Source organism: Streptomyces torulosus (genome assembly GCF_001419765.1).
Classification (GTDB): Bacteria; Actinomycetota; Actinomycetes; order Streptomycetales; family Streptomycetaceae; genus Streptomyces; species Streptomyces torulosus.
This window is the reverse complement of sequence record NZ_LIRK01000058.1, coordinates 1-25,123: the sequence shown is the minus strand read 5'-3', so window position 1 is coordinate 25,123 and position 25,123 is coordinate 1. Positions and strand designations below refer to the sequence as shown.

At 69.9% G+C, this 25,123-nt stretch carries 23 protein-coding genes and 2 pseudogenes; 11 read left to right on the top strand and 14 right to left on the bottom strand.

What is annotated here, in order from left to right; translation table 11 throughout:
- Nucleotides 1-229 precede the first annotated feature (229 nt).
- The 3 genes from AOK23_RS51355 to AOK23_RS05560 all read right to left on the bottom strand — a co-directional run bounded on the left by AOK23_RS51355 (nt 230) and on the right by AOK23_RS05560 (nt 2,300).
- Nucleotides 230-505 (bottom strand): DUF6221 family protein, encoded by a 276-nt coding sequence (locus tag AOK23_RS51355; protein WP_276205717.1) that lies wholly within the window; start codon nt 503-505, stop codon nt 230-232.
- Between the two features lie 218 nt (nt 506-723).
- Nucleotides 724-1,701, bottom strand: a complete 978-nt coding sequence (locus tag AOK23_RS05565) for an NADPH:quinone reductase (RefSeq protein WP_055711623.1) — start codon at nt 1,699-1,701, stop codon at nt 724-726.
- Between the two features lie 20 nt (nt 1,702-1,721).
- Entirely contained in the window at nt 1,722-2,300 is a 579-nt protein-coding gene (locus AOK23_RS05560) for a PadR family transcriptional regulator (protein WP_055711622.1), read from the bottom strand.
- A gap of 33 nt (nt 2,301-2,333) precedes the next feature.
- Between AOK23_RS05560 and AOK23_RS05555 the strand changes: the two genes are divergently transcribed.
- From AOK23_RS05555 to AOK23_RS44515, 3 genes and pseudogenes are all read left to right on the top strand, one after another.
- Nucleotides 2,334-2,819 carry an ester cyclase gene (locus tag AOK23_RS05555; RefSeq protein ID WP_240496264.1) on the top strand — a complete coding sequence of 162 codons (486 nt, stop codon included), beginning with the start codon at nt 2,334-2,336 and terminating at the stop codon, nt 2,817-2,819.
- 291 nt (nt 2,820-3,110) lie between these two features.
- Nucleotides 3,111-3,410 carry a hypothetical protein gene (locus AOK23_RS51605; RefSeq protein ID WP_055711620.1) on the top strand — a complete coding sequence of 100 codons (300 nt, stop codon included), beginning with the start codon at nt 3,111-3,113 and terminating at the stop codon, nt 3,408-3,410.
- A gap of 7 nt (nt 3,411-3,417) precedes the next feature.
- Nucleotides 3,418-3,625, top strand: a pseudogene (locus AOK23_RS44515) (helix-turn-helix domain-containing protein); the annotation flags it as partial.
- Between the two features lie 403 nt (nt 3,626-4,028).
- Here the strand turns inward: AOK23_RS44515 and AOK23_RS05545 are convergent.
- The 3 genes and pseudogenes from AOK23_RS05545 to AOK23_RS05535 form a co-directional block, all read right to left on the bottom strand.
- A complete protein-coding gene (locus AOK23_RS05545; RefSeq protein WP_055711634.1) occupies nt 4,029-5,792 on the bottom strand; it encodes a hydroxysqualene dehydroxylase in 1,764 nt (587 codons plus the stop codon).
- A 364-nt stretch (nt 5,793-6,156) separates the two neighbouring features.
- A pseudogene (locus tag AOK23_RS05540) lies at nt 6,157-6,387 on the bottom strand (DUF488 family protein); the annotation flags it as partial.
- Between the two features lie 85 nt (nt 6,388-6,472).
- Nucleotides 6,473-7,108, bottom strand: coding sequence for a hypothetical protein (locus AOK23_RS05535; RefSeq protein ID WP_055711619.1), 636 nt, complete (start codon nt 7,106-7,108; stop codon nt 6,473-6,475).
- A gap of 321 nt (nt 7,109-7,429) precedes the next feature.
- On the opposite strand from AOK23_RS05535, the gene AOK23_RS05530 reads away from it, so the two are divergent.
- The 4 genes from AOK23_RS05530 to AOK23_RS05515 all read left to right on the top strand — a co-directional run bounded on the left by AOK23_RS05530 (nt 7,430) and on the right by AOK23_RS05515 (nt 12,378).
- Complete coding sequence (locus tag AOK23_RS05530; protein WP_055711618.1) at nt 7,430-7,615, top strand: hypothetical protein; 186 nt, start codon at nt 7,430-7,432, stop codon at nt 7,613-7,615.
- A gap of 317 nt (nt 7,616-7,932) precedes the next feature.
- Nucleotides 7,933-9,267, top strand: a complete 1,335-nt coding sequence (locus AOK23_RS05525) for a glycoside hydrolase family 68 protein (RefSeq protein ID WP_240496263.1) — start codon at nt 7,933-7,935, stop codon at nt 9,265-9,267.
- A 417-nt stretch (nt 9,268-9,684) separates the two neighbouring features.
- The gene (locus AOK23_RS05520) at nt 9,685-11,745 is read left to right on the top strand and encodes a galactose-binding domain-containing protein (RefSeq protein WP_206336118.1); all 2,061 of its coding nucleotides are present in this window, start codon (nt 9,685-9,687) and stop codon (nt 11,743-11,745) included.
- A gap of 27 nt (nt 11,746-11,772) precedes the next feature.
- Complete coding sequence (locus AOK23_RS05515) at nt 11,773-12,378, top strand: TetR/AcrR family transcriptional regulator (RefSeq protein WP_055711616.1); 606 nt, start codon at nt 11,773-11,775, stop codon at nt 12,376-12,378.
- A 30-nt stretch (nt 12,379-12,408) separates the two neighbouring features.
- Here the strand turns inward: AOK23_RS05515 and AOK23_RS05510 are convergent, their stop codons facing one another.
- The 5 genes from AOK23_RS05510 to AOK23_RS05490 all read right to left on the bottom strand — a co-directional run bounded on the left by AOK23_RS05510 (nt 12,409) and on the right by AOK23_RS05490 (nt 17,539).
- On the bottom strand, nt 12,409-12,960 hold the full coding sequence (locus tag AOK23_RS05510; RefSeq protein WP_055711615.1) for a GTP-binding protein: 552 nt from the start codon (nt 12,958-12,960) through the stop codon (nt 12,409-12,411).
- Nucleotides 12,961-12,976: 16 nt separating this feature from the next.
- Complete coding sequence (locus tag AOK23_RS05505; protein WP_055514287.1) at nt 12,977-13,333, bottom strand: DUF742 domain-containing protein; 357 nt, start codon at nt 13,331-13,333, stop codon at nt 12,977-12,979.
- 1 nt (nt 13,334) lies between these two features.
- Nucleotides 13,335-13,763: a roadblock/LC7 domain-containing protein gene (locus AOK23_RS05500; RefSeq protein WP_055514289.1), complete on the bottom strand. Its 429-nt coding sequence runs from the start codon at nt 13,761-13,763 to the stop codon at nt 13,335-13,337.
- Nucleotides 13,764-13,811: 48 nt separating this feature from the next.
- Nucleotides 13,812-16,205 carry a sensor histidine kinase gene (locus AOK23_RS05495; RefSeq protein ID WP_055711614.1) on the bottom strand — a complete coding sequence of 798 codons (2,394 nt, stop codon included), beginning with the start codon at nt 16,203-16,205 and terminating at the stop codon, nt 13,812-13,814.
- 320 nt (nt 16,206-16,525) lie between these two features.
- Nucleotides 16,526-17,539, bottom strand: a complete 1,014-nt coding sequence (locus tag AOK23_RS05490; protein ID WP_055711613.1) for a substrate-binding domain-containing protein — start codon at nt 17,537-17,539, stop codon at nt 16,526-16,528.
- Nucleotides 17,540-17,904: 365 nt separating this feature from the next.
- On the opposite strand from AOK23_RS05490, the gene AOK23_RS05485 reads away from it, so the two are divergent.
- The 4 genes from AOK23_RS05485 to AOK23_RS05470 all read left to right on the top strand — a co-directional run bounded on the left by AOK23_RS05485 (nt 17,905) and on the right by AOK23_RS05470 (nt 23,347).
- Nucleotides 17,905-19,959: a pectinesterase family protein gene (locus AOK23_RS05485; protein ID WP_055711612.1), complete on the top strand. Its 2,055-nt coding sequence runs from the start codon at nt 17,905-17,907 to the stop codon at nt 19,957-19,959.
- A 155-nt stretch (nt 19,960-20,114) separates the two neighbouring features.
- Complete coding sequence (locus tag AOK23_RS05480) at nt 20,115-21,635, top strand: alginate lyase family protein (RefSeq protein WP_206336117.1); 1,521 nt, start codon at nt 20,115-20,117, stop codon at nt 21,633-21,635.
- 50 nt (nt 21,636-21,685) lie between these two features.
- Nucleotides 21,686-22,060 carry a DUF779 domain-containing protein gene (locus AOK23_RS05475; RefSeq protein ID WP_055711611.1) on the top strand — a complete coding sequence of 125 codons (375 nt, stop codon included), beginning with the start codon at nt 21,686-21,688 and terminating at the stop codon, nt 22,058-22,060.
- Nucleotides 22,061-22,117: 57 nt separating this feature from the next.
- On the top strand, nt 22,118-23,347 hold the full coding sequence (locus AOK23_RS05470; protein WP_420823688.1) for a phosphodiester glycosidase family protein: 1,230 nt from the start codon (nt 22,118-22,120) through the stop codon (nt 23,345-23,347).
- A gap of 27 nt (nt 23,348-23,374) precedes the next feature.
- On the opposite strand, the gene AOK23_RS05465 is transcribed toward AOK23_RS05470, so the two are convergent.
- The 3 genes from AOK23_RS05465 to AOK23_RS05455 all read right to left on the bottom strand — a co-directional run.
- Nucleotides 23,375-23,569, bottom strand: a complete 195-nt coding sequence (locus AOK23_RS05465) for a hypothetical protein (protein WP_055514301.1) — start codon at nt 23,567-23,569, stop codon at nt 23,375-23,377.
- 164 nt (nt 23,570-23,733) lie between these two features.
- Nucleotides 23,734-24,606: a phosphatidylinositol-specific phospholipase C/glycerophosphodiester phosphodiesterase family protein gene (locus AOK23_RS05460; RefSeq protein WP_055711609.1), complete on the bottom strand. Its 873-nt coding sequence runs from the start codon at nt 24,604-24,606 to the stop codon at nt 23,734-23,736.
- A gap of 248 nt (nt 24,607-24,854) precedes the next feature.
- On the bottom strand, nt 24,855-25,123 hold a 269-nt coding region (locus tag AOK23_RS05455; protein WP_276205716.1), incomplete at its 5' end, for an acyl-CoA dehydrogenase family protein.

Here is a 25,123-nt window from a genome sequence, read left to right as displayed (position 1 = left end):
AGGAGCGGCCGGACCCGGCCGAAACCCCTGAGGCCTCCGGTCACCCTCGACGCGGGATGACCGCCGGGTCGACCGAAACTGACCTCCACGGGTCCGGTTTGTCAGAGGTCGCTGCTAGGGGCTGTCCCGTAACTGTGGTGCGTGACCCGTCTCGACGAACTTGACGAGTCTCAACGACGTTTGACCGGCTTGGGTCAGCCCTCGGGTTCAGCTGGCGGAGTCGACGGTGTCAGGCCGGCTCGTCGTCGGCAGGGGCCCACTCTTCGCGGTATCCCGGGCGATCGGAGTAGGCGGTTGCTGCGAGGACCCGCAGCGACCAGTCGATGCTGTGGCTTTCGTGGTCCTGGGTACCGGCGTGTTCCGGGTCGCGCCAGGCGGCGAGCAAGTCGCGGCGCATGGCGACGGTGCGGGCCGGTGAGTAGAGCGCGGCAAGCGGGTTGTCGGGCCGCCCGCGACGCCGTCGACTCCGACAGCTGAACCCGAGAGCCGACCAAGCCGGGCACACTTCGTTGAGACGCCGTCAAAGATCGTTGAGACGGGTAAGTGCGGACAGCCGTCAGGTGCTCGGGTTCCTCTGTCCCTTGACATCCGATTGAGTCGTTTGACAGCGAACCCAGTCGTTTCGGCTTCTTTGACAGTGAACTCAGTCGTGTGAGGTGAGCGATCCAGTAGCCGTCAATGAGAAGGGGGTTGCTGGTGACCGGCCGGTGTTCCGAGTCTGCGCTATTGGGGGAGGGTGACCAGTATGCGGCCGTGGACACCGCCGGTGTCGACGTGGTCGTGGGCCTTGGTGATTTGGTCCAGCGGGTAGCGGTCGCGGACGTCGACGGTGAGGGCGCCGACGGCGGCGGCGGTGAGGTCGCGGGCGGCCTGGCGCTTGGCCTCGGCGGGGAAGTCGTCGCTGCCGAGCAGCCGCAGGGTGACGTTGTTGAACAGCAGCGGCCAGAAAGGGATTTCGGTGCGGTCTGAGCGGGTGGCATAGGCGGCGATGACGGCATTGTTGGCGGCGACGGCGTTGTCGAGATCGGCGTTGTCCGACAGCGCGACCTCGATGATCCGGTCGACGCCCCGTGGGGCGTACGAGCGGATGGCAGCGGCGGGGTCGCCGGTATCCAGGGCGACGGCGTGGGCGACGGCCGGATCGACGCGGTCGAGGTCCGCGGTGCGGCGGACGGTGGCGATCACGGTGGCACCGGCCCAGTGGGCAAGCTGGGCGGCCAGGGAGCCGACGCCGCCAAGGACTCCGTGGACCAGGACCAGTTGGCCGTCGACCGGGCCGTCGGCGAAGACGGTGCGGTGGGCGGTGATGCCGGGGATGCCGAGGCTCGCGCCCAGCTCGTCACTGAGGTGGGCGGGCAGGGGTGGGGCTTGGCGGTCGGGTACGACGGTGTACTGGGCGGCGGTGCCGAAGGGGCGGTAGGACTGGGCGCCGTGTACCCAGACCCGTTGTCCGACGCGGTGGACGTCGACTCCGGTGCCCACGGCGTCGATGACTCCGGCGGCGTCGCTGTGCGGGATCACCCGCGGGAAGGGCATGGACGAGCCGAGCCAGCCGCGCCGTTTCTTGGTGTCGCCGGGGTTGACGCCCGAGACGGTGACGCGGACGCGGACCTCGCCGGGGCCGGGGACGGGATCAGGGAGTTCACCGACGTGCAGGACGTCGGCGGCGGGGCCCTGGGCGTCGTACCAGGAAGCAAGCATGGGGGTACCTCCGTGGACAGTCAGCTTGCGGGAGCAGCGGGCGCATGCGGATCGCTGTCGGTGTATCCGGTGTCGAATACGGGCGGTTCCTCCCCGAGGGTCTCGCGCAGCCAGGTCCGTTCGGCGCGGCTGGTGGCGCGGGCGGTGAGCAGCATGCCCCGCCGGTAGGGGTCGGCGATCTCCTCGGCACGCAGGGGCCGCTCGTTGTCGTAGAAGAAACTCGCCGGTTCTTCCAGGAACTCCAGCCGTCTGCGCAGCACCGCGTGCTGTTCGGCCACCTCGGGCAGGTGGGAGAGGAATGCCAGGACGACGTAGAACCGGGTGAAGTCGGTGATCTCGTGGTCGGCGGGCTTTCGTAGACGCTGAAGCATCTCGGCCCGCCCGGCCGCAGTCAGGCTGAGCACGTACCGGGCCGCCCCCGCGGCCGGGTCGGCGTGCCGCTCGATCAAGCCCGCCCTGGTCAGGCGATTGATCGCCGGATACAGGCTGCCGTCACTGACCGGCCGCGTGTAACCGGTCAGCTGTGAGACGCGGCGGCGCAGCTCGTGTCCAGGCAGGGGTCCCTCGGCGAGGAAGCCGAGTATCGCGAGTTCCAGCATGAGTCCATCTTCGCACGCGAACATCGATTCGATGTGAACATCGAATCGATGTTACGCTCCCAGGTATCCGCCCAAACGTCTCTGGAGAGGCACAGCAAGATGCCATCGCAGTCCACCGAGTCAGTGATGAACCGTTTCGTCGAGTTCATCAACGCGGGCAACGAGGATCTCGGCCGCGAGGTCATTTCTCCGGACGCGGTGTTCCACGCGCCAAGCCACCCGGAACCACTGCGAGGGCCCGATGGGTACATGGAAGTCATCGGGATGATGCGCGGCGCCTTCCCCGACGTCCAGTGGACGCTGGAGGAGACGGTCACCGAAGGCGACACCGTGGCCGCGCGGTTCACCATGCGGGGAACCCACGACGGTGAATTCTTCGGGATCCCGGCGAGCGGCAGCAAGATCTCGGTGCAGGCCATGAACTTCTACTACCTGGCCGACGGCCGGATCGTCGGCGAACGGGGCCAGCCCGATCTCCTCGGGGTGATGCAGCAGATCGGTGCCGTACCGGCGCCGTGAACCTCGTAGCGCCGTGTGAGCCCGCTATCGCGCGGAACTACCGCTGCCGGGAGGTACGTCGCCCCGGCAAAAGGGGAAGGCCCACACCGGCCCGCGGGCGGCCGACGCAGGTTCACCGCAAGAGGTTGGCCTTCCACATGGCGCTCCTTGCCATCCAACCCAGTCGGCGCAGGCGGCCAGGGGGTCCGGGCCGAAAGAAGCGTCACGCGACTGCGTTGACAGCGAAGTTGGTCCGCGAAGTTCAGCGACTTCGGCCCGACTCACTTCGCTGTCAAAGGACATCCTCCACAGATGCCGCTCGTCCAGGGTCCCGAATCGCACGTCTCCGCACGCAAGGTCGACGAGGATGGGCCAGCAGTCCAGCAGCTGCTCTCTCACATCACGCGAGGCGAGGTACTGCACGGAGTTGTAGGGCACGATCAGGAGTCCGTTGTTCTCACGGACCCGCTCTGCCTCGACGGCGAGAGGCGTCTCGTCATCGCGCTGGCTGTGCGCGAGAAACGCCACCGCGAGTTGCAGGGCTTCGTCCTGCTCCATCATCCGTCTTCAGTCCGTCGGCTCGACGAAGGCACCCTAACCGGCCTGGGATGATCTTGGTGTGGCTGGTGTGATCACGGCGTCGGAGCCGTCCTGGATAGCTCTGCTGGTCGCGGCGTACTGGCGCACGAACCTCACGATGCGGCAGCTCGCGCCGCTGTTCGGGGTGTCAAAGTCTGCGGCGGACCGCATCATCAATCACCTCGGGCCGTTGTTCGCTCTCCAGCCCCCGCAAGCGGTTCGCCAAGGACGCCGTCCTCATCGTGGACGTTGGTGGCCCGTTCAACGGTGCCGCGGTCGCGGTACAGGTCGATGTCGTGGGTGACCGGCCTGCCGCCCCGACTGCCTTTCTTTCGGCGGCTGGTGGCTCGGTCTTGCCTCTCCGGGATGACGGTCGGCCGGCAGCGCCGGCCGACGGGCAGGTGGAGCTTGCTGGTCAGCCCGCCGCGGGACCGCCCGCGCGAGCGGCCCTCAAGCCGGGACCGCCGACGTCGGCGCCACGTTGCCCACTACGTGTGCAGGCCGGCGGGCGGGCCGACGTTCATCGCCGCCGCGTTCACCGTCGCCGTGACCTCCGCGCGGCGTCGCTTTGGCGGGCCGGCCCTTCTCATCGGCAATGCGAGGCGGTCCGATCACAAGCTGTCCCTCGGAACGCGTGCACGGCAGCGGCTGTCAGCCGAAGTCGAAGACGTTCGGCAGTCGAAGGAGGTAGCGGGTACGGTCGTGCCGCTTGAGCGCCTCCAACTCGGGGGGCCGGTACAAGGGGGTCACGGTGCACCGCTCGGCGGTCGAGGCGGTCCGTTCCAGCAGGGCGTTGACGGCCTGCCGAGCCGAAGAGTTGGCGCCCTCCATGGTGGCGAGATCGATGGGAACGGCCACGTAGTCGCCTGCCAGGAAGAGGTTGGGGATTTTCGTGGCCGACCGCGGGCGATGGTGGAAGGTCCCCACCGGATGGATGAGCAGCTGTTCCTCGTTGACCGGGGTGGGCGTGCCGAGTCCGTCCACAGCCGGATCGAGGAACCAGGAGTGCAGCACGGAGTCTTTGAGAACCGTGCGGCCGCTGTCGTTGAGAGCCGCCTTCAACTGCGCCCACACCTCGCGGGCGACTTCGGTACGGGTGCATTGCTTGGCCGTCTTGCCGTACAGGATGCCCGGTCGGTCCCACTCGGAGACGTCCACGGACAGGCAGTCCGCGACCGTGCCGTCGCCGAAGTCGGCGCGGAAGTCGTGGCCCGGCCAGTGCTGGGCTTGGGCGATCGCGGTCAGCGACCACGGGGAGTCGATGAGGTCGAGGTGACCGTGCAGGATCGGCGTACGCTCGGTCAGATAGAACTGTATGCCGGTCATCCAGTCCGTCTCCAGTCGGTCGCACTCGGCCAGTTGGGGATCGGCGGCGCGTACGGCGGAGTTCCATGTGCGGCGGGCGTGCTCGACCGGCATCGCCGAGATGTAGTGGTCGGCGGTGATGGTCCGGCGTGCGCCTGCCGGGTCCTCCACGACGGCTCCGGCGATCACCCCGGCGTCCAGCGCCAGGTCCCGTACGGTCCAGCCGACGCGGAACTCGACCCCGAGTGACCTCAGGTACGTCACCCAGGGGTCGATCCATGCCTCGTTGGTGGGCGCGTTGAGGATCCGGTCCAGTGGTCCGTCCGCGCCTCGCCCCAGAAGGTTGAAGGCGAAGGCCTCCAGCAGGGTGGCGACCGTACGGGTGCTGGCCTCCTCCGCCTTGGTGGCCACGATGTTGCGGGTGATGCCGACGGCGAGGATCCGCTGGTAGTCGTAGGACATCCGTCCGGCCCGGACGAACTCCCACCACGGCGTCCGCTCCCATACGTCGTCGCGGCGCTCGTCGCAGCTGGTGAGGAAGACCAGAAAGCGGTTGGCGAAGTAGAGGGCCTCGTGGAGGGGGAGGTTGAAGGCCGTGTCCAGGACCGAGGTGATGGCGCGGCGGAGCTCGTCGGGGGTGAGTTCGACCGGGGTGTTGCCGGGCCAGGGCAGCGGGATCCGGATGTCCTCGCGACCGCCGGACCGGGCGAACAGCATCTCCTTGGGCGCGACGAGGTTGTCGTGGACACTGCCTGCGTTGCCGGGGAGCGGGATGCGCCGCATGGTGTCGGGCAGATTGTGGTAGATGCCGGGGATGAAGCGGAAGCCGTGTTCCCCTGGCAGGGGGCTGCGGCCGCCCGTGCCGCTGTCCGGTACGTCCATGCTGCGGGCCTTGCCGCCCAGCGCCTTGCGTTCGTAGACCGTGACCCGGAAGCCACGCTCGGCGAGTTCGTGCGCGGCCGTGAGCCCGGCGACGCCCCCACCCAGCACGGCCACGGTCTGCGCTCTTGCGCCGTTCTCGGCCGAAGCCGGCTGAGGGGCGCCGAGGGCGATCCCGCCACCGGCGGCCGCGGCCGTACCCAGGAACCCTCTGCGCGTCGTGCCGCTCATCGCCATCCCTTACCATCGGTAACATCGGCCGCACGAGGATATGGGCGAGGCCACCGTCCCGGAAGACGACCGAGGGCACTTCGATGACTTTGACTTGATGCCGTATCACTTTCCGGCGCCGTTCCGGCCACCGCACGGACGATGGGACGAGAAGTCACCGGGACACCGAGCAAGAGTCGGCACCCGCACTCCCAAGGCCCGGGTGATCGTCCGCGGGTTGTTCGCGGACAGCTCGCAGCGGTCGACGTCGCCGCTTCTCAGATCGAGAAGCGAGCGCTCATGCGATTCCTTGCGCGCGAGCCGGACGGCCACCAGGTCCGGACTACTCGGTCTTGCGGTCGATGAGGTCGACGGACTCCAGACGTCAGGCGTCGTCGTACACAAGCAGGCGGTCGTCGCGAAGGCGCACCCCTGGCGTCGGACGGTGCGCTGTGAGGCGTCCATCGCGCATCAAGTGGCGGACGGGCATTCCGCCGGACAGGACGGCGAAGTCGGCGATCAGGCGCCGGTGGCATCGCCACCACGCCGCTTCGCTGCACATCACCGCGGTGCGCTCCTGATGTGCCTGGTTCATGAGGGCATCCATGGCGGCGACGATCTGCCCGATCCCCGTCCAGGTGCCGTCGACCGACCAGCGGCGACGCTCGTAGACGGTCTGGCAGGGACCGTGCGTTCCACCCCTAGTCGGATGTCGACGGCATCGGCGGCAGCTCGGCATGCGTGACCGTGTACCCGCCCCTGGTCACCGGCGCGAACGGAGCGGGCGCCATACAGGTGCCGACCGGGGCGTCCTCGGGATCGGCGTCGTCTTCCGGCCGCAGGTTCAGACCGTTCCAGGAGAAGCCCACGCGGTCGGCCGAACGGCCCTTGTCTCTGCCCCCGTCGTAGACGCTCAGGCCGACGCGCTGCCCGACGGGGGGCCACCCGCCAGGACTCACCTCGGTGATGACCGCTGTCACCGTCGCGGTTCGTGGTCCCGTGACCAAGCAGTCCACACTCCCTTTCGACGTGTACGTGATGTTCCGCTCGGCCGAGTAGTGGGATATGAGAATCGTCCCCTGTGCGTCGGTGGGCAGGCCCGTGGGGATCGCGGGCAGCGGGCGGCTGTACGGGGCACCATGAGCGTCGAAGGTGAACGAGCGGATGTCGTCGTCCTTGTAGTAGGGCAGCACGAACTCGGCGCTTCCGACGACGCTCGCGCGGGCCGGCTTCCCCTCCCGGTCTCCGGAGGCAGCGACGGCGGAGCTGGACAGAGTGAGACCTGTGGCGAGTGCCGCCAGGACGGCCAGGGTCCTGCGGCGTAAAGGAGATGTCATGGTGATCCCGTCCCTCTTCTGAAAGTCGGTGTTCGACGGGATCCATCCTGTGCCTTCGCGCCGTCCAGGCCATCGGCTTCCGGGCTGAGCATTTCGGCGGTCGTTCACGCTGTGCGATGTAGGTGTCGTCCACCTCAGGTCGCATGCCGGACGACCGAAGCCCCGTCCCTGAGCGGCTGGCCGTTCGATGCAGGCAACGGCATCTGTCGGCCGATACTCATCGACTCCCCGTCGCGTGCCCGAGCACCGCTCTGGCTAGAAGTCCCGTGAACATGTGCGGAGTTGGTATTGGTTGGGTGACGGGGTGGCCTCCCGCAAGGCATGTCCGTCGGCACTTCCCACACCTACGTCACCGCCCTCGTCGGCCATCCGTCCCGCCGGGCTCGCGGCCTGCTGCGGGTCCTGCGGAAGACGGATCCCGCTCACGTCCTGCTGTACGGGGCGCTCGCCGGTTGCGACCGGGGCGGTGACAGCCGGGCCGCAGGTCCCGGCGCAGCCCGCATCTAATGACGTCAGTCGCCAAGGCCATCCTCGCGCCGGAGCCGGCAGCGCTGAAGAGGCTCACTGATCGGGGGCTCTCGGCCGTGTCGGTCCCACGCGGAAACCTGTCGGTCGCTGTTCGCCACGTGCGACGTCCCGCCCGAACCAGACAGCGCCCGAGGGGTGGAACCGGTGGACCTGGTCGAGCCCTGAACTCCCGGATTACAGAAGTGCGTTGCCAGTGAAGAAAGGTGAGGGTGTGTCAGGCGAGAAGGGGGGTAGTCGCGAATCGCAGTCGCTCCAGTTCTGTTCCTTTCGATCACCCCCCTTGGGAAGGACGACGCATGCGCAGAGCACGAAAAGTGCTGCTCCGGCTGGCCACGGGCTTGATGGCCCTCGCGGTGCTGGGCGGTGTGGCGACACCGGCTTCCGCCGACAGACCGGCCTCGTCACAGACGGGAACGCGGCAGTACAGCGCGGACGACGACTACTTCGCCGTCTGGTCCCGCGCGGACGCGTTGAAGCTCCGGCAGGACAAGACCAACACCGCCCCCCGTGTTTCTCCCGACTTTCCCGTGATCAGCGACAGAGTGTGGCAGTGGGACACCTGGCCGCTGACCAAGCTCAACACGAAGACCGCCACCTACAAGGGCTGGCATGTCATCTTCGCGCTGACGGCCCCGCGCTCGGTCCCCTTCGGTGACCGGCACTGGTACGCGAAGATCGGCTACTACTACTCGCGTGACGCCAAGAGCTGGAAGTACGGCGGCGACCTGTTCCAGCCCGGCACCGCGTTCGGCTCACGTCAGTGGGCCGGCTCGGCGGCCCTCGTCGGGAACAAGGTGTACTCCTTCTACACCGCCTCCGGGCGCGACAACGGTGGGGTGGACCCCAACGATCCCCTGCAGCGCCTGGCGATGGCGAGCGGTCGGATCCACGCGGACAAGACCCACGTGTGGTTCGACGGGTTCCGGAACCACCGCATCATCGCCGAGGCCGACGGCAAGCTGTACCAGACCATGGAACAGTCCCAGGCGGGCCCGATCATCTACGCCTTCCGCGACCCGTTCGTCTTCCGAGACCCCCGGGACCGGAAGATCCACATCTTGTTCGAGGGCAACACGGCCGGTGTCGCCGGCACGTACCGGTGCACCAAGCGCGACATAGGTGACGTCCCGGCCGGCCATGAGGTGCCGGAAGACGCGAAGTACTACACGGGCAACATCGGGCTGGCCACGGCTGACAGCGACAGCATGACCAACTGGCGGCTGAAGCCCCCGCTGCTCTCGGCCAACTGTGTGAACCAGCAGACCGAACGGCCCCACCTGGTCATCCGTAACGGCAAGTACTACCTGTTCACCATCAGCCACAAGTTCACGTTCGCGCCGGGCCTGAGCGGCTGGGACGGCCTCTACGGGTTCGTCGGCGCGTCCCTGCGCAGCGACTACAAGCCGCTCAACGGCAGTGCACTGGTCCTGGGCAACCCGGAGGAAGCCCCGACGCAGCAGTACTCCCACTACGTGATGCCCAACGGGCTGGTGGAGAGCTTCATCGACACCGTCCCGACCGCCGACGGCGGGACGCGCTTCGGCGGCACCCTGGCACGCACGCTCGTGGTGTCCCTGAAGGGCAACAAGACCAAACTCATCAAGCAGTTGGACTACGGCTTCATCCCGTAACCGACCCACGGTCGAGCCACCCGCCGTAGTCGGCCACGCCGGTCGTGGCCGCCCGGCGGGTGCGCCAACGCAACGGGTCCGGGCGGTAGTCGGTGGTGACGCCGAGCAGCCGTCCTTGATCGCGATCTCGTGACCAATCCCCTGACCAGCGACCTCTTACGAAGCCCATTGATCACAACTGAGGACAGCCCCTAATGGCGGGCCGGACACAGTGTTTGACGAGACGTCATCTCGACGCCTACCACGCGATCACCATCAGGTCATCCGTCCCGGACTATTGACTCGCATCACCACAGTGGCGATTCTCGTCACATCGCTTGTGCCAGCCATGACAACCGGGCCATGGCGTCGTGGTGTGCGCGCGTCCCGCAGGGTCTGGCCGATCGACCACGCTTCCCTCGACCAAGGACGTGAACGATGACCCGGACCCGACGCGCCCACCACAGACGCAGACCCCTCATGGTGCTGACGCTGTTCCTGACCGCGATGGGCATGCTGCTCAGCCCGTCGGCCAGCTCGGCCGCCACCGGCGACTGGTGGCAGCCCACCGCGCGGCCGACGCCCGACTCCCAGATCAACGTCACGGGCGAGCCGTTCAAGGGCACGAACGCGGCGGGCGAGGTGCGCGGTTTCGTGGACGCGCACAACCACCTGTTCTCCAACGAGGCGTTCGGCGGCCGGCTGATCTGCGGCAAGGTCTTCTCGACGGCCGGCATCGCCGACGCGCTGAAGGACTGCCCCGAGCACTACCCGGACGGCACCCTCGCGATCTTCGACTACATCACCCACGGCGGCGACGGCAAGCACGACCCGGTCGGCTACCCGACGTTCAAGGACTGGCCGGCCTACGACTCGATGACCCACCAGGCCAACTACTACGCCTGGGTCGAGCGCGCCTGGCGCGGCGGTCAGCGCGTCCTCGTCAACGACCTCGTCACCAACGGCATGATCTGCTCGGTCTACCCGTTCAAGGACCGCGGCTGCGACGAGATGACGTCGATCCGGCTCCAGGCGAAGCTGACGTACGACCTCCAGGCCTACATCGACGCCCAGTACGGCGGCACCGGCAAGGGCTGGTTCCGGATCGTCACGGACAGCGCGCAGGCCCGTGAGGTCGTCGCGCAGGGCAAGCTGGCGGTCGTGCTGGGCGTCGAGACGTCCGAGCCGTTCGGCTGCAAGCAGATCCTCGACATCCCGCAGTGCGACAAGTCGGACATCGACAAGGGCCTCGACGAACTGTACGACCTGGGTGTGCGCAGCATGTTCCTGTGCCACAAGTTCGACAACGCGCTGTGTGGCGTCCGCTTCGACGAGCACGGTCTCGGCACCGCCATCAACGTCGGCCAGTTCCTGTCGACCGGCACGTTCTGGCAGACGGAGAAGTGCAAGGGCCCGCAGAAGGACAACCCGATCGGCGACGCCGCGTCGAAGGCCGAGGCGGACCTGCCCGCGGGCACCGAGGTCCCGGAGTACGACGAGAACGCGCAGTGCAACGTGCGCGGGCTCACCGACCTCGGCGAGTACGCGCTGCGCGGCATGATGAAGCGCAAGATGATGGTCGAGATCGACCACATGAGCGTCAAGGCCACCGGCCGCGTCCTCGACATCTTCGAGGCCGAGTCCTACCCGGGCGTGCTGTCCTCGCACAGCTGGATGGACCTGAACTGGACCGAGCGGGTCTACTCCCTCGGCGGTTTCGTCGCCCAGTACATGCACGGCTCGAAGGAGTTCAGCGAGGAGGCCGCGCGCACGGACGCCCTGCGGGCCAAGTACGACGTGGGCTACGGCTTCGGCACCGACTTCAACGGCATCGGCGACCACCCCGCCCCGCGCGGCGCGAACACGTCGAACCCCGTGAAGTACCCCTTCAAGAGCGCCGACGGCGGCTCGACCATCGACAAGCAGACCACCGGTCAGCGCACCTTCGACTTCAACACCGACGGCGCCGCCCACGTCGGCATGGTCCCGGACTGGATCGAGGACATCCGGCTCGTCGGCGGCAAGGGCGTCGTGGACGATCTCTTCCGGGGCGCCGAGTCCTACCTCGACACCTGGGGCGCGTCCGAGTCGCACAAGGCGGGCGTGAACCTCGCCAAGGGCGCCACGGCCACGGCGAGCGCGTCCGAGTCGAACCCCTTCACCAGCTACCAGCCCGGCCGGGCCGTGGACGGTGACGGCGGCACCCGCTGGGCGAGCGACTGGAGCGACGACCAGTGGTGGAAGGTGGACCTCGGCTCCACCCACACCGTCAAGCGTGTCACCCTCGACTGGGAGCGCGCGTACGGCAGGTCGTACCGGATCGACGTCTCCACCGACGGCTCGAACTGGAAGACCGTGTGGTCCACGACCTCGGGTGACGGTGGCCTCGACACGGCCGGGTTCTCCGCGGTCCCCGCCCGCTATGTTCGGATGCAGGGGGTCGACCGCGGCACGGACTGGGGCTACTCCCTCTACGAGGTCGGCGTCTACGGCGGCTGACCGCACGCACGGGGGAAAGGGAACCACATGGCACGCCTGCCGTCGGCCGAACGCCGCAGACAGCTGACCGAAGCGGCGATCCGCGCGATGACCCGGGACGGCGTCCCCAGGACGACGACCCGGTCCATCGCGGCCGAGGCAGGCGTGTCCCTGAGCGTCTTCCACTACTGCTTCGCCTCGAAGCAGGAGCTGATCGAGTCCGTCATCACCACCATCACCGGCCACTACGTGGCGCTGGTGCGGGAGGCGATCCGCCCTCGGGAGACGCTCAGGGAGACCGTCCGGGCCGGTTTCCAGGCGTACTGGGACCATGTGTCCGCCCACCCGGGTGAGCACATGCTCACCTACGAGCTGACCCAGTACGCCCTGCGGGAGCCGGGGTTCGAGCACCTGGCGCGGCGCCAGTACGAGATGTACTGCGACACGTACACCGAACTGATCGACCAGCTGCGCCGCACGACGGACTTCGAACTGACCGTCCCCGTCCCCGTCCTGGCCCGCTACCTGGCCGCCATGACCGACGGCCTCACCCTCAACTTCCTGGTCCTGGGCGACGACACGACCTGGACGAGCATCCTGGACACCATCACCGACCACGTCTCCGGCCTCGTCCGCGAGGAGGCCCGCCCCTGAGAACCGCGACGCCGGGGGCGCCCTGCCCCCTCAGCGGGCCGACGTGGCGATCAGCTGGTCGAGGAGCGCGATCAGCACGTCTCGGCAGGAGGCGCGTTCGCGGGCGTCGAAGAGGAGGACCGGGGTGTGCTCGGGCAGGGCGAGCGCCTCGCGGATCTCGTCCGGTTCGTAGGGGTGCTCGCCGTAGAACCCGTTGACGCCGATGACGAAAGGGATCTTCCGGCGTTCGAAGAAGTCGATCGCCGCGAAGCTCGACTCCGGTCTGCGGACGTCCACGAGGACCACCGCGCCGAGCGCGCCGAGCGCCAGGTCGTTCCACATGAACCAGAACCGCTGCTGTCCGGGCGTACCGAACAGGTACAGCACGAGGTCGTCCCCGATGCTGATCCGCCCGAAGTCGAGGGCGACCGTGGTGGCGTGCTTGTCGGGGATGCCGTCGAGGTCGTCGACGCCGAGGCCCGCCGTGGTGAGGGGCTCCTCGGTGCGCAGCGGGACGATCTCGCTGACCGACCCGACCATGGTCGTCTTGCCGACGCCGAATCCGCCGGCGATGAGTATCTTCACCGCGTCGGGAGCCGGCATCCTCTGAGGGGTGGGGTCAGAGGCGGCCAAGGCCGTCCCTCACTTTCTTCAGCAGGTCCAGGTCGGGAGTGCGGGAGATCAGCCGCGGCTGCCGTACGGTGATCCGGCCCGCCTCCAGCAGGTCGCAGAGCATGATCGCCACCACGCTCACCGGAAGGTCGAGCCCGGTGGCCAGCTCCGCCACCACGATCGGCTTGGCGCAGAGTCTGAGGATCCGGGTGTGCTCGGGCTGCGGCCGGGCCCCGCCGACGGGCTGCGGGTCCACCGCCGTCACCGTGGTGATGAGGGTGAAGTCGCTCCGACTCGGTCTGGTCCGGCCGCCGGTCAGGGTGAACGGGCGAACCAGCCGGCCCGCCGCGTCGCCTCCGTTCACCTCACTCGCCGCTGTCCGCGACGACCACACCGGCGCGCGGGGCCGCGCTGAGGTGCTCGCCGATCTTCTTCACCAGCATGTTCATCTGGTACGCCACCACACCGACGTCCGCGCCCTGCCGGGTGAGCACGGCGAGGTTGGCACCGGGCCCGGCGTTGGTGAGGATGAGGAAGGCGTTGCCCATCTCTATGAGCAGCTGACGCACGGGACCACCGCGGAAGTCCATGCTGACGCCCTTGCTGAGGCTCATCAGCCCGGACGCGGTCGCCGCCAGCCGCTCGGCGTCGTCGCGCAGGAACGCGGTGGACTTGCTGACGACCAGCCCGTCCTCGGAGAGCACGACGGCGTGGTCGACCTCGGCGACCCGGTCCACCAGTCCGGTGAGCAGCTGGTCGAGCTGGCTGTGGGTGGCGGGGATGGGGCGTGTCATCTGTGTGTCCTTCATGAGCGGGCTGCGGCGGGGGAGTCGATGGGGACGTCAGGTGCCGGAGGCGGGGATCCGGTCTCCCGGGTCGACGGAAGCGGATTCCTCCCCCAGTACGTACTCGGGTTCCGCCTCGTCGTCACGTGCCTGAAGTGTTCCGCGCTGGAAACCGGCGAGCGAGGAGGCGGCTCGCTCGGCCGTGAAGTCATCGTCGTCCCCGTCGGGGCAGGGCGCCGCCTCCTCCTTCAGCTCGGCCGCCAGGCTGGTCTGCGGCACCCGCCGGGGCAGCGGGATCGGGCCGCCGTTCGTCCGGGCCGAGGACTTGCGGGCCGCGCTCCCGGTGCCGTTCGCGGCCGGGGTCCCGGGGGTCCGGGTGGACGCGGCGGGCCGCTCCTCCGGCTCGGGCTCGGGCTCGGCCCGTACGGGTTCGGGCTCGGCGGCGGCGACCCGCCGGGCCACGAGGGAGGACCGCACGGGCGGCTCGTCCTCGTCGGTGGCGTCCGACTCGGGCTCAGGTGCCTCGTGGACGACGATGTCGTGCGGGATCAGCACGATCGCGGTGGTGCCCCCGTACGGCGAGGCCCGCAGGGTGACGGCGATGCCGTGCCGGGTGGCGAGCCGGGCGATGACGAACATGCCGAGCCGGAGGTCGTCGGCGAGGGCCACCACGTCGAACTGCGGGGGCACCGCCAGCTGGGCGTTGAACGCCTCGTAGTCCTCCTCGGACATGCCGAGCCCACGGTCCTCGACCTCCAGGGCGAGGCCCTTCGCCACGATCGCGGCGCGCACGCTCACGGGGCTGGGGGCCGGCGAGTACGAGGTGGCGTTGTCGATCAGCTCGGCGAGAAGGTGGATCACGTCGGCCACGGCCGGCGGGGCGATCCACACGTCGTCCTCGGTGTGCACCTCGACGCGCTGGTACTGGGCGACCTCGCCGACGGCGCTGCGCAGGATGTCGATCAGCGCGACCGGCTCGGTCCAGGTACGGCCGGGCCGCTCGCCGCTGATGATGACGAGGTTCTCCTCGTAGCGGCGCAGCTGGCTCGCGGTGGAGTCCAGCTCGTACAGGCCCTTGAGGATCTCCGGGTCCTGGTGCTGGCGCTCCAGCTTGTCGAGCTTGGTGAGTTGGAGGTTGACCAGGTTCTGGCTCTGCCGGGCGATGCCGAGGATGACGCGCTGGAAGCCGCGCCGGGTGTCGGCGAGTTCGACGGCGGTGTGCACGGCGGTGCGCTGGGCTGCGTTGAACGCCTTGGCGACCTGGCCGAGTTCGTCGGTGCCGTAGTCCAGCGGGGCCGCCGCCGTGTCGACGTCGACCTTCTCGCCGCGCTCCAGGCGGGCGACGACGTCGGGCAGCCGCTCCTGGGCGAGGCTCAGGGTGGCGGTCCTCAGGCCCCTCAGCCGCAGCGACAGGGAGCGGGTGATGCGCCAGGACATCACGACGCACAGCAGCAGCGCGGCGAGCCCCGCGGCGCTGAGCGAGCCGGCCTTGATGAGCAGTCCGCGGGCCTCCTCGCCACTGCGGTCCAGCAGGGCGCGGGTCTGCTCCCGGATCAGCTTCTCGTACTGGATGGAGAGGCTGGTCATGGCGGTGTCCCAGCGGTCCTGGGAGTCGGGCAGGGCGGTCCTGCGGTTCTTGCCGGTGCCGGTGGCGTGGGCCGAGAGGACCTGGTCCTCCACCGCCTGGAGGTTCTGCCAGTCCTTGTCCTGGACGATGCGCTCGACCTCGCTCTTCACCTCCCCTTCGAGGGAGGGCACGAGCTGGTTGTCGACGAGCCAGCGCCGGGCGTTGACCACCTGCGCGAAACGCTGACGGGAGGCGTCGTCGAGTTGCCCGGCGGGCCAGTGCAGGGTGAGGAGGGCGTCCTCCTGGGAGACCAGCTCCGCGGCCTGTTCGAGGGTGACGAGGGGGCCGGCCTGGGAGGTGAGGTCGCCGTCGTCGACCTGGGACAGCTCCTGGAAGGCGTGGATCTGGCCGTCGATGATCTCGGTGTACTGGTCCAGGATCTGCTCGGGGGTGATGTCGGTGGGGTCGTCCACCTGGTCCCGGTAGTACTCCAGGCTGCCGGAGCCGGCCATCACCGAGTACAGCCGCTCGCCGATACGGTCGGGGGCGTCCTCGATGGCGTCCGCCTTCTCGGCGAGCCGGGCGACCGCCGCGTCCGTCTTCCTGCGCTGATCCTCCAGGGCCGCCGTGGAGCTGCCGGGGGCGGCCATGTGGGCGGCGGAGAGGGCCCGCTCCCGCTGGAGGGCCAGGGTGGCCTCGGTGCCCATGGCGCCGGTGGACTTGCTCAGCCCCGTCTGCGCCCGCAGCCGCAGCCCCTCGGAGAACATCTGCGTCGTCGTCATGGCCCAGCTCGCGGTGAGCGTGACGCTGGGGATGAGAGCCAGCAGGATCAGCGAGAGACGTATGGAGCCGAGACGGCGCCGGGCGCCGGTCCTTGAGGGCATCGTCGTCCTTGGGCGGTTGCGGGGAGCGGAAGGGTTTCGAGGGGCGGGGCTTCGGCGGCCGCGGGTGGTGGGTGGTCACCCGTCAGTACGGTGCACAGGGGATGCGCAGGATGCTATCGGCACAAGTGAACGCGTGCGTCCGGGGAGGCCCAAAGCTTGGTGCCGCCGTTACCGGACCGTTCCGGATGGTTGGGATCCGTGGTGAACCCGTGTCCGAACGGAGGGTTCCGTTTGGTGTTCGCGGCGGATGCGTGAGGGCTGTGCGCCCGGTGTGCGGGCGTGCCGTTCGCATCGTGTCCACGCCGGGCGTCGGCATCGCGTCAACGGGTGCCGTTGGCGGCGAACTTCTCGATCCCGGCGATGTTCTTCTTGGTCACGAACGCGGGACCGGTGAGCACCGGTTCCACACCGCCGCCGCTGATGTTGCCGTTGGTGCGGTAGAGCCACAGCCCGTCGACCGCGAGATAGCCCTGGAGGTACGGCTGCTGGTCCACGGCGAACTGCACGGCGCCGCTCCTGACGGCCTTCACCATGTCCGCGTTGAGGTCGAAGGTGGCGACCTCGGCCCGGTCCCCCGCGTCCTTGACGGACTCGACGGCGGCGAGCGCGAACTGCGCCCCGAGGGTCACGACCTCGTCGATGGAGGGGTCCTGACGGAGCTTCGCGGCGATCACACCGGTCACCTGGTCCATGTCGGCGCCGTCGACGTAGAGGTTCTGGGTCTGTCCGCCGAAGGTCTTGCGGACGCCGGCGCAGCGGGCCTCCAGGGCGACGTTGCCGCGTTCGTGGATGACGCAGACGGCGTGCCGGGCGCCGCGGGCGTCCAGTTTCTTGCCGAGCGCCCGTCCGGCGACGGACTCGTCCTGGCCGTAGAAGCCCAGCAGGCCCTGTGCCCGCCAGGCGTCGATACCGGAGTTGAGGGCGACGACGGGTATGCCGGCCGCGCGGGCCTCGGCGACCGCGCCGCGCATGGCCCGGGGCTTGGCGAGGGTCACCGCGATGCCGTCGACCTTGTCGGCTATCGCGTTCCGCACCAGCTTCGCCTGGCCCGCGGCGTCGGGGTCGCTGACGAACGTCAGGTCGATGCCGTCCTTGGCCGCCGCGGCCTCCGCTCCCTTGCGCACCCGGTCCCAGAAGACGTCCCCCTCCGCCCCGTGGGCGATGAGGGCGACCTTCATCCCGCTTCCGCCCGACCCGCCCGACGCTCCGTCACCCGCGTCGGAGTCGGCGCCCGTGAGGACGGAGCAGCCGGCGACGGTGAGACAGACGGCGGCGGCGAGGGCCGCGGCGCGGAACAGGAGGGAGGAACGACGGGCGGCGGAGGCTGGGTTCATGAGGGTGCGGCACCTCGCTGTGCGACCAAGGCGGGACGTCGGGAGAGGCGAAAACACCGCGATACCGCGCTGACGTGCGGCGACTGGCTGACTTTCGCTGGGCGGAGCCAATCGCGTGTGACGCCCGGTAGTCAAGTGACCATCGAAATCGATGTACTGCTGTGACAGGTCGGACGCGACCGGCGCACACGTGTCACCCACCGGGAATTCCGCAAATCCGGCATCGCTCGGATCCGGCCAACTCCCCCGTCCTGTCGGGCCCTTCCTGGATGGCCTGAACCCGCCCGGAAGGGCGGCAACCTCTTCCCGTGCGGCGGCGACTGCTCGGCTGACCGGCCATCCCCCGCACGGAACGGAAGCGACTCGTGACTGAGACCCGAAGCAAGGCTCGCCACCGCAGGAGGAGGACGGCGCTCGTGGTCGGCCTCCCCCTGGCTCTGACCGCCGCCGGAACCATGGCGTACGGCTCCGTCTTCGGAGCGTTCGGCGAGGACGCCCGGCCGCTCGCCGCGGCGGCCGGCCCCACATGGGCCACGGAGGCCGCCGACGGCTTCGCCTCGGTCGACGCCCTCGGCCAGAAGGGCACCTACGGTGGCCGGAACGGCAGAACGGTCACCGTGAAAACCCTCGCGGACCTGGAGAAGTACGCGACGGCCGCCGAGCCCTACGTCATCGTGGTCGCCGGGACGATCGCCGTGAACCCGGTGGGCAAGGAGATCAAGGTCGCCTCGGACAAGACGATCGTGGGCTCGGGAACGTCGGGGCACATCGTCGGAGGCGGCTTCTTCCTGGGCTCCGGCGTGCACAACGTCATCATCCGCAATCTGACGATCCGGGACTCCTACCAGGGCACCTGGAACGACAAGGACCACGACTTCGACGCGATCCAGATGGACGGCGCCCACCATGTGTGGATCGACCACAACGACCTGCGGCACATGGCGGACGGCCTGATCGACAGCCGCAAGGACACCACCTACGTCACGGTGTCCTGGAACAAGCTGAGCCAGAACAACAAGACGTTCGGCATCGGCTGGACCACGAACACCACCGCCGATCTGACGATCCACCACAACTGGTTCCGTGAGACCGAGCAGCGCAACCCGTCCACCGACAACGTGGCCCACGCGCACCTGTACAACAACTTCCTGGAGGACGTCTCCGGCACGGACATCGCCTCGTCGTACGGCAACTACGCGCGCGGCAACACCAGGATGGTCCTGGAGAACAGCTACTTCCAGGGCATGCGCAACCCGGTGACGAAGGACGCGACGGCGTCCCTGGTCCAGCGCGGCAACGTCTTCTCGGGCACCTCCGGCCGCAACGAGAGCGGCGGCACCGCCTTCGACCCGAAGGCGTACTACCCCTACACCCTCGACAAGGCCGCTGATGTGCCCGCTCTCCTCAAGTCCGTTACCGGGCCACGGAGTTCGATCGGTTCGACGGCCACGACGAAGGCCTCCGCGGCGACCACGCTGACCGTCGCCAAGGACGGCAGCGGCCAGTTCACCAGCGTGCAGAAGGCCGTCGACGCGGTGCCCGCGAACAACGCCTCGCGGGTCATCATCTCGGTCAAGCCGGGCACCTACCGGGAGCTTGTGAAGGTCCCGTCCAACAAGCCGCACATCACCATCCAGGGCTCGGGCGCCAGCCGCAAGGACACGGTGATCGTCTACAACAACGCGTCCGGTACGCCCAAGCCGGGCGGCGGCACCTACGGCACCGGCGGCAGCGCCACCGTCGCCGTCGAGGCCGACGACTTCCAGGCCCGCAACCTGACGATCTCCAACGACTTCGACGAGGCCACCCACCAGTCCCTCGACGGCCACCAGGCGGTCGCCCTGCGCACCGCCGCCGACAAGGTCGTCCTCGACGGCGTCATCGTCACCGGCGACCAGGACACCCTGCTGCTCGACACGGCGTCGAAGGACAGGCTCGGCCGCGTCTACGTCTCGAACTCCTACGTCATCGGCAACGTCGACTTCATCTTCGGCAGGGCCACGGCCGTCATCGACCGGTCGGTCATCACCCTCAAGAAGCGCTGGAACGGCACCTCGGCCGGTTACGTCACCGCCCCGAGCACGGCCGCGGGCCGCAAGGGCATCCTCATCGCCAACTCCACCGTCAACGGCGACGTCTCCGACCGGAGCTTCTACCTCGGGCGCCCCTGGCACGCGGGCGGCGACGCCTCCCTCGACCCGCAGACGACGGTCCGCAACACCACTCTCAGCGCCGCCGTGAAGACCACGCCGTGGACCGACATGAGCGGCTTCTCCTGGAAGGACGACCGCTTCGCCGAGTACAGGAACAAGGGCCCCGGCGCGGGCGGCGCGAGCGGTGACCGCCCGCATCTGACCGACGCGCAGGCCGCCGACCAGGAGGTCGCGGACTGGCTGGCCGGCTGGACGCCCGGCGCCTGACGCCCGGCCGAGGAGCCCCGGCCCCGCGGACGCACCGCCCCCGGTTTCTGTTATCGCGCCGGGGCCGGTGCGTCTCCCGTTCGTGGCCCGCGCACACGGCGCACACCGCGCGCAGAGCGAGCCGTGAACCGTACCCGAGCCCCGAGGACCCCCACGTGACAGCACAGATCAGTCGCCGGACCCTGCTCAAGGTCGCCGGAACCACCGCGGGCGCGGTGGGCATCGGCACGGGAGCGGCGGCGACGCCGGCCTCGGCGGTGGGCGGCGCCTTCGCGCACCCCGGTCTGCTCCACACCACGGCCGATCTGCGGCGGATGGCCGCCGAGGTGAAGGCGGGTGCCCGGCCCCACACCGCCGGCTTCGCGAGACTCACCGCCAACCGGCACTCCGGGAGCGACTGGCGGGCCAACCCGCAGTCCGTCGTCACGCGCGGCGCCGGCGGCCCGCAGAACTACGGGATCCTCTACAACGACGTGCACGCCGCCTACCAGAACGGACTGCGCTACCACGTCGGCGGCGACACCGCGCACGCCGACACCGCCGTCGCGATCCTCAACGCCTGGTCGGCGAAGCTGACCGCCGTCGAGGGAAGCGCCGACCGGTTCCTCGCGGCGGGCCTGTACGGCTATCAGATCGCCAACGCCGCCGAACTCGTCCGCGACCACGACGGCTTCGAGCTGGACCGCTTCCAGGAGATGCTGACCGGCGTCTTCGCCCGGCTCAGTGAGGACTTCCTGCGCCACCACAACGGTGCCGTCATCACCAACTACTGGACCAACTGGGACCTGTGCGCCATGGCCTGCGTCCTGGCCACCGGCATCTTCTGCGACGACCGGGCCCGGGTCGAGCGCGCCGTGGACTACTTCCAGCACGGCGAGGGTCTCGGCGCCGTCAGGAAGGCCATCCCGGTCGTCCACGACGACGGCCTCGGCGAGTGGCTGGAGGCGGGCCGCGACCAGGGCCACGCCCTGCTGGGCGTCGGCCTCATGGGCACCTTCTGCGAGATGGCCTGGAACCAGGGCATCGACCTGTACGGCTACGACGACAACCGCTTCCTCAAGGGCGCCCAGTACGTGGCGAAGTGGACTATGGGCGGCAAGGTCGCCTACACGGCCAACACCCGTGCGAAGGGCGCCGTCGACGGCTGGTCCGGCAGGGAGACCGCGTCCGAGGCGGCCGCCGTCGACCCGAACATGACACGCCCCGTCTGGGCCATGATCGCCAACCACTACACCCGGCGCCGCGGCCTCGACGCCCCGTACCTCACCCGGGTCGCGGCCCGGTCGGCACCCGAGGGCGGTGGCGGCGACTACGGCCCCAACAGCGGCGGCTACGACCAGCTCGGCTTCGGCACCCTGGCCTTCACCCGGGACCGGGCCACCCCCGCCGAGGCGGCGGCGCCCCCGTCGGCGCCGGGCGGCACGGCGGACACGGGTTCCGCAACGGGATCCGGCTCATCGGCGAAGCGGGGCGGCACCTCCGGGTCCTCGGGGTCCTCCCCGTCCTCCTCGCCCCCCTCGTCGGCGGGCGCCCAGGGCGGACGCGGCGCGGACCTGGCCGCGACCGGCCTCTCCGACGTCCCGGCCTGGACCGTGGCCGGCGGTGTCGCGGCCCTCGCCGGCGGTCTGCTCCTGCTGCGGCGCCGCGACCGCTCCGGCGGTCCGTCCGAGGAGTGACGGGGCCGCGCGCAACGTCCTCGCAACCTGACGGGGCGTTGACTGCGGCCATGGATGTGGTCCCGCGTGTAGAGCTGACCCCCGCGGCCGCCGACCTGCTCCGGCGGCTGCGGGCGGCCCACGGCCCGCTGATGTTCCACCAGTCGGGCGGCTGCTGCGACGGCAGCGCCCCCATGTGCTACCCGGACGGCGAGTTCCGTACGGGCGACTCGGACGTCCTCCTCGCGGAACTGGAGGTCGACGGGGTCGACGAGGCGGTGGGCTTCTGGATGTCCCGCGGCCAGTACGAGGTGTGGAGCCACACCCGGCTCATCGTCGACGTCGTCCCCGGCCGGGGCAGCGGCTTCTCCCTGGAGGCACCCGAAGGAGTGCGTTTCCTGATCCGTTCCCGCGTCGTCGGCCCGGAGCCGCCGCCCGGCCGGTAGTCGTCTGGTGCACTTCCTTTGGGTCCTGGGACAGTTGACGAGACATCAGGGGGCACCGTGACACGTCGTGGCGGACGGTTCAGGACGGTACTGACGGTTCTCGCGGCATGGAGTGTGCTCACCGGCGCGGCCCTCGTGGGGGCGGCGCCGGCCACCGGCGCGCCCCGGGCCGCCGACCTCGCGCCGGGCGTCGCGTACTCCGAGTTCGACGTGACGGGCGCGCAGGGTGTGGCGCACGCCCATGTGCTGAGCGTCGATCTGCGGGATCGCCGGGTGGGTGTCGGCCTGCTGTACCCGGGGGCGGTGGCCGCGCGGCAGACCGTGTCCCGGATGGCGACCGCCGCGGGCGCCGTGGCCGGGGTGAACGGCGACTTCTTCAACATCACCGAGGTCCAGCACCCGGGTGTCACCGCCACGGGCGCCTCCGTGGGCCCGGCGATCGCCCGCGGGCACGCCCTCAAGGCCGCCGTGCCGGACGGCCAGCGCTTCGGCCCTGCCCTGCCGCCCGGCACCAGCACCAAGGACGTACTCGGCGTCACGGCCGACGGCGTGGCCCGCCTCGACAGCCTCGCCCTCGACGGTTCCGTCACCACCGCCGGGGGCGACCTTCCGCTCGGCGGCCTCAACCAGTACGCCCTGCCGGTCGGTTCCGTCGGCGCGTTCACCTCCGACTGGGGCACCGTCTCCCGGACGCGGGCCGTGTGCGGCACCGACACCGACCGGGCGGCACCGTGCAGCACCGACGTCCACGAGGTGCTGGTCGCCGGCGGCCGGGTGGTCTCCGTCGCGTCCGCGCCCGGCAGCGGTGCCGTCGCGCCCGGCGCCACGGTCCTGGTCGGCCGTGAGGCGGGCGCCCAGTGGCTGCGCAAGCTCTCCCCCGGCGACCCGGTCCAGGTACGGCACCGCCTGGTGGCGGCGACGGCCCGCACCGCCTACGCCTTCGCGCTCGGCGGCTACCCGGTCCTGCGGTCGGGCCGGCCGCTGCCGGGCCTCGACGACACGGTCTCGGCGGTGCGCACGGCCGCCGGTGTCGCCGAGGACGGCCACCGGCTGCTGCTGCTCGCCCTGGACGGCGCCCCCGCCCACCGGTCCGGCCTCACCGTCGCCGAGGCCGCGGAGGTGATGCGGGGACTGGGCTCGGACGACGCGTTCAGCCTGGACGGCGGCGGCTCCTCCACCCTGGTCGCCCGTGCCGCCGGCGAGAGCGCCGTGACCGTACGGAACCACCCCAGCGCGGGCGAGGAACGCCCCGTGCCGAACGGGATCGGGGTGTTCACCAAGCCGTGACGGCAGAGCGACGGGCGGGGACCCGGCTCATGGTTTGAGGCTGCTGACGATGTCCGCCGTGGCCGTGAGGCCGTTGTGGATGGTCGGCGCCAGGCTCGTGCTCGCCATGGAGAACCCGAGCAGCACACAGACGGCGGCGTGCGAGAGCTTCAGCGCGCCGTTGCGCATGAAGACCACCGCCAGGATCACGAGCAGCAGCACCACAGAGATGGAAATGGCCATCGTCAACCTCCTCCGCCACGCCCACTTCGCGGCATTCGGCCGCAAGTGTGGCGTAGCGGGGGGTTGGTCCGTGCGGCTGACGTGTCCGCCGAACGTGTGGTGTCGGTGGTGTCGCTAGTGCCGTGCCGGGCGTCGCGAGCCGGTGAACCCTTCCGGTCACAGCACTAGCGCGCCCGGTGGGCGTCGAGGAAGGCTTCGAGGCCCGCGAGGTCGTCGGTGTTGAGGTGGTCCACGCCCGCGGCGAGGAGTTCACCCCAGACCGCGTCCCGGTCCGGACCCGCGACGTCCGGCGTGGCCCAGAACCGGACCCGCTGTCCGCGCCCGTGCGCCGTGGAGACGACGGCACGCAGCTTGGCCCGCTCGGCCTCCGGGAACGAACCGGCGCCCCGCCAGGTGAAGTTCAGCGACCAGTTGTCGGAGATCAGCGGGATGAAGGAGGCGGGCGCGGGTGTCGCGCTCACCAGGTCGGCGAGCCGCCCGTCGTAGAAGGCGTGCCGCACGGTCTGCGCCTCCATGGGGACGCGGGCGGCCCGGTCCCCGGAGATCACGGCCGTCACCGGTCCGGGGCGCACCCGGCCGTGAGCGTACGTCGAGAAGAGAGGGCCGTAGCGGCGCAGTTGCCGGTCGAGTTCGAGGTAGGTCGCGGCGCCCTCGGTCTTGATGTCGATGAGGAGTTGCAGCGGCCTTCGGTGTCCCCGGTACACGGAGCCGTGGTGGGCGCGGACGCGGGCGGCGAGCGGCGCCAGGTAGAGGGATTCCAGGGTGCGGGTCGGGTCGAGGTCCTCGGGGTCGTGGGCGACGAGGAGTTGGCCACCGACGAGGAAGATGTCGGCCTCGACGCTGCCGAAGCGGTGGTCGAGGGCGTCGAGGAGGGGGCGCGGGTGCTCGTAGTCGTTGTGCGCGTGGGCCCGCCACAGCGGTCGGGGGCGGTGCCCGCGGTCCTGCGCCGCCAGGGCCTCGGCGGCGGGCAGGGCGAGCGGGCCGGCGAGGGCGGCGCCGAGGGTGGTGAGGGCTCTGCGGCGGGTGGTGAGGGCCATGCTCTGCCTCCCCTGAGGTGGCGTACGGGACCCCAGCGAGTATGGGGTGCCGTACCGCGCAACGAGCATGTACGGGGCAGGAGTTGGCCGGACCGCCGTCGTGCGTTCACCCCGTCCGCGCGGGGCGCGCGGAAAAGCCCGCCCCAGGTGGGACGGGCTCTCCGCACGCTGCCGCGTGCCGCCGCGTGCTTCCTTGGCGCCTTCCGTCGATGGCTGACGGCGGCTGAGGGTGGCTGGCTGCCGGTGGCTCAGGGTGCGCGCAGGTCGACCAGTTCGGCCAGTGCCTCCCGGTGGGCGCCCGCGGTGCCGTACGCGATCGCGTCGGCCTTGGCCCGCTTGAGGTACAGGTGGACCGGGTGCTCCCAGGTCATGCCGATGCCGCCGTGGAGTTGCAGCGCCTCCTCGGCCGCGTGGACGGCCACGGGCGCGGCGAACGCCTGGGCGACGGCCACCGCCACGTCGATGTCGTCGCCGCCGGTGGCGAGCGTGTCGGCCGCGTTGCGGGCGGCCGCCCGCA

What these genes read in the sequence shown, in the direction of transcription:
- AOK23_RS05565 (WP_055711623.1), bottom strand. Translation starts at nt 1,701, where the DNA reads ATGCTTGCTTCCTGGTACGACGCCCAGGGCCCCGCCGCCGACGTCCTG.
- AOK23_RS05560 (WP_055711622.1), bottom strand. Translation starts at nt 2,300, where the DNA reads ATGCTGGAACTCGCGATACTCGGCTTCCTCGCCGAGGGACCCCTGCCT.
- AOK23_RS51605 (WP_055711620.1), top strand. Translation starts at nt 3,111, where the DNA reads ATGCCGCTCGTCCAGGGTCCCGAATCGCACGTCTCCGCACGCAAGGTC.
- AOK23_RS05545 (WP_055711634.1), bottom strand. Translation starts at nt 5,792, where the DNA reads ATGAGCGGCACGACGCGCAGAGGGTTCCTGGGTACGGCCGCGGCCGCC.
- AOK23_RS05535 (WP_055711619.1), bottom strand. Translation starts at nt 7,108, where the DNA reads ATGACATCTCCTTTACGCCGCAGGACCCTGGCCGTCCTGGCGGCACTC.
- AOK23_RS05530 (WP_055711618.1), top strand. Translation starts at nt 7,430, where the DNA reads ATGTCCGTCGGCACTTCCCACACCTACGTCACCGCCCTCGTCGGCCAT.
- AOK23_RS05525 (WP_240496263.1), top strand. Translation starts at nt 7,933, where the DNA reads ATGCGCAGAGCACGAAAAGTGCTGCTCCGGCTGGCCACGGGCTTGATG.
- AOK23_RS05520 (WP_206336118.1), top strand. Translation starts at nt 9,685, where the DNA reads ATGACCCGGACCCGACGCGCCCACCACAGACGCAGACCCCTCATGGTG.
- AOK23_RS05515 (WP_055711616.1), top strand. Translation starts at nt 11,773, where the DNA reads ATGGCACGCCTGCCGTCGGCCGAACGCCGCAGACAGCTGACCGAAGCG.
- AOK23_RS05510 (WP_055711615.1), bottom strand. Translation starts at nt 12,960, where the DNA reads ATGCCGGCTCCCGACGCGGTGAAGATACTCATCGCCGGCGGATTCGGC.
- AOK23_RS05500 (WP_055514289.1), bottom strand. Translation starts at nt 13,763, where the DNA reads ATGACACGCCCCATCCCCGCCACCCACAGCCAGCTCGACCAGCTGCTC.
- AOK23_RS05495 (WP_055711614.1), bottom strand. Translation starts at nt 16,205, where the DNA reads ATGCCCTCAAGGACCGGCGCCCGGCGCCGTCTCGGCTCCATACGTCTC.
- AOK23_RS05490 (WP_055711613.1), bottom strand. Translation starts at nt 17,539, where the DNA reads ATGAACCCAGCCTCCGCCGCCCGTCGTTCCTCCCTCCTGTTCCGCGCC.
- AOK23_RS05475 (WP_055711611.1), top strand. Translation starts at nt 21,686, where the DNA reads ATGGATGTGGTCCCGCGTGTAGAGCTGACCCCCGCGGCCGCCGACCTG.
- AOK23_RS05465 (WP_055514301.1), bottom strand. Translation starts at nt 23,569, where the DNA reads ATGGCCATTTCCATCTCTGTGGTGCTGCTGCTCGTGATCCTGGCGGTG.
- AOK23_RS05460 (WP_055711609.1), bottom strand. Translation starts at nt 24,606, where the DNA reads ATGGCCCTCACCACCCGCCGCAGAGCCCTCACCACCCTCGGCGCCGCC.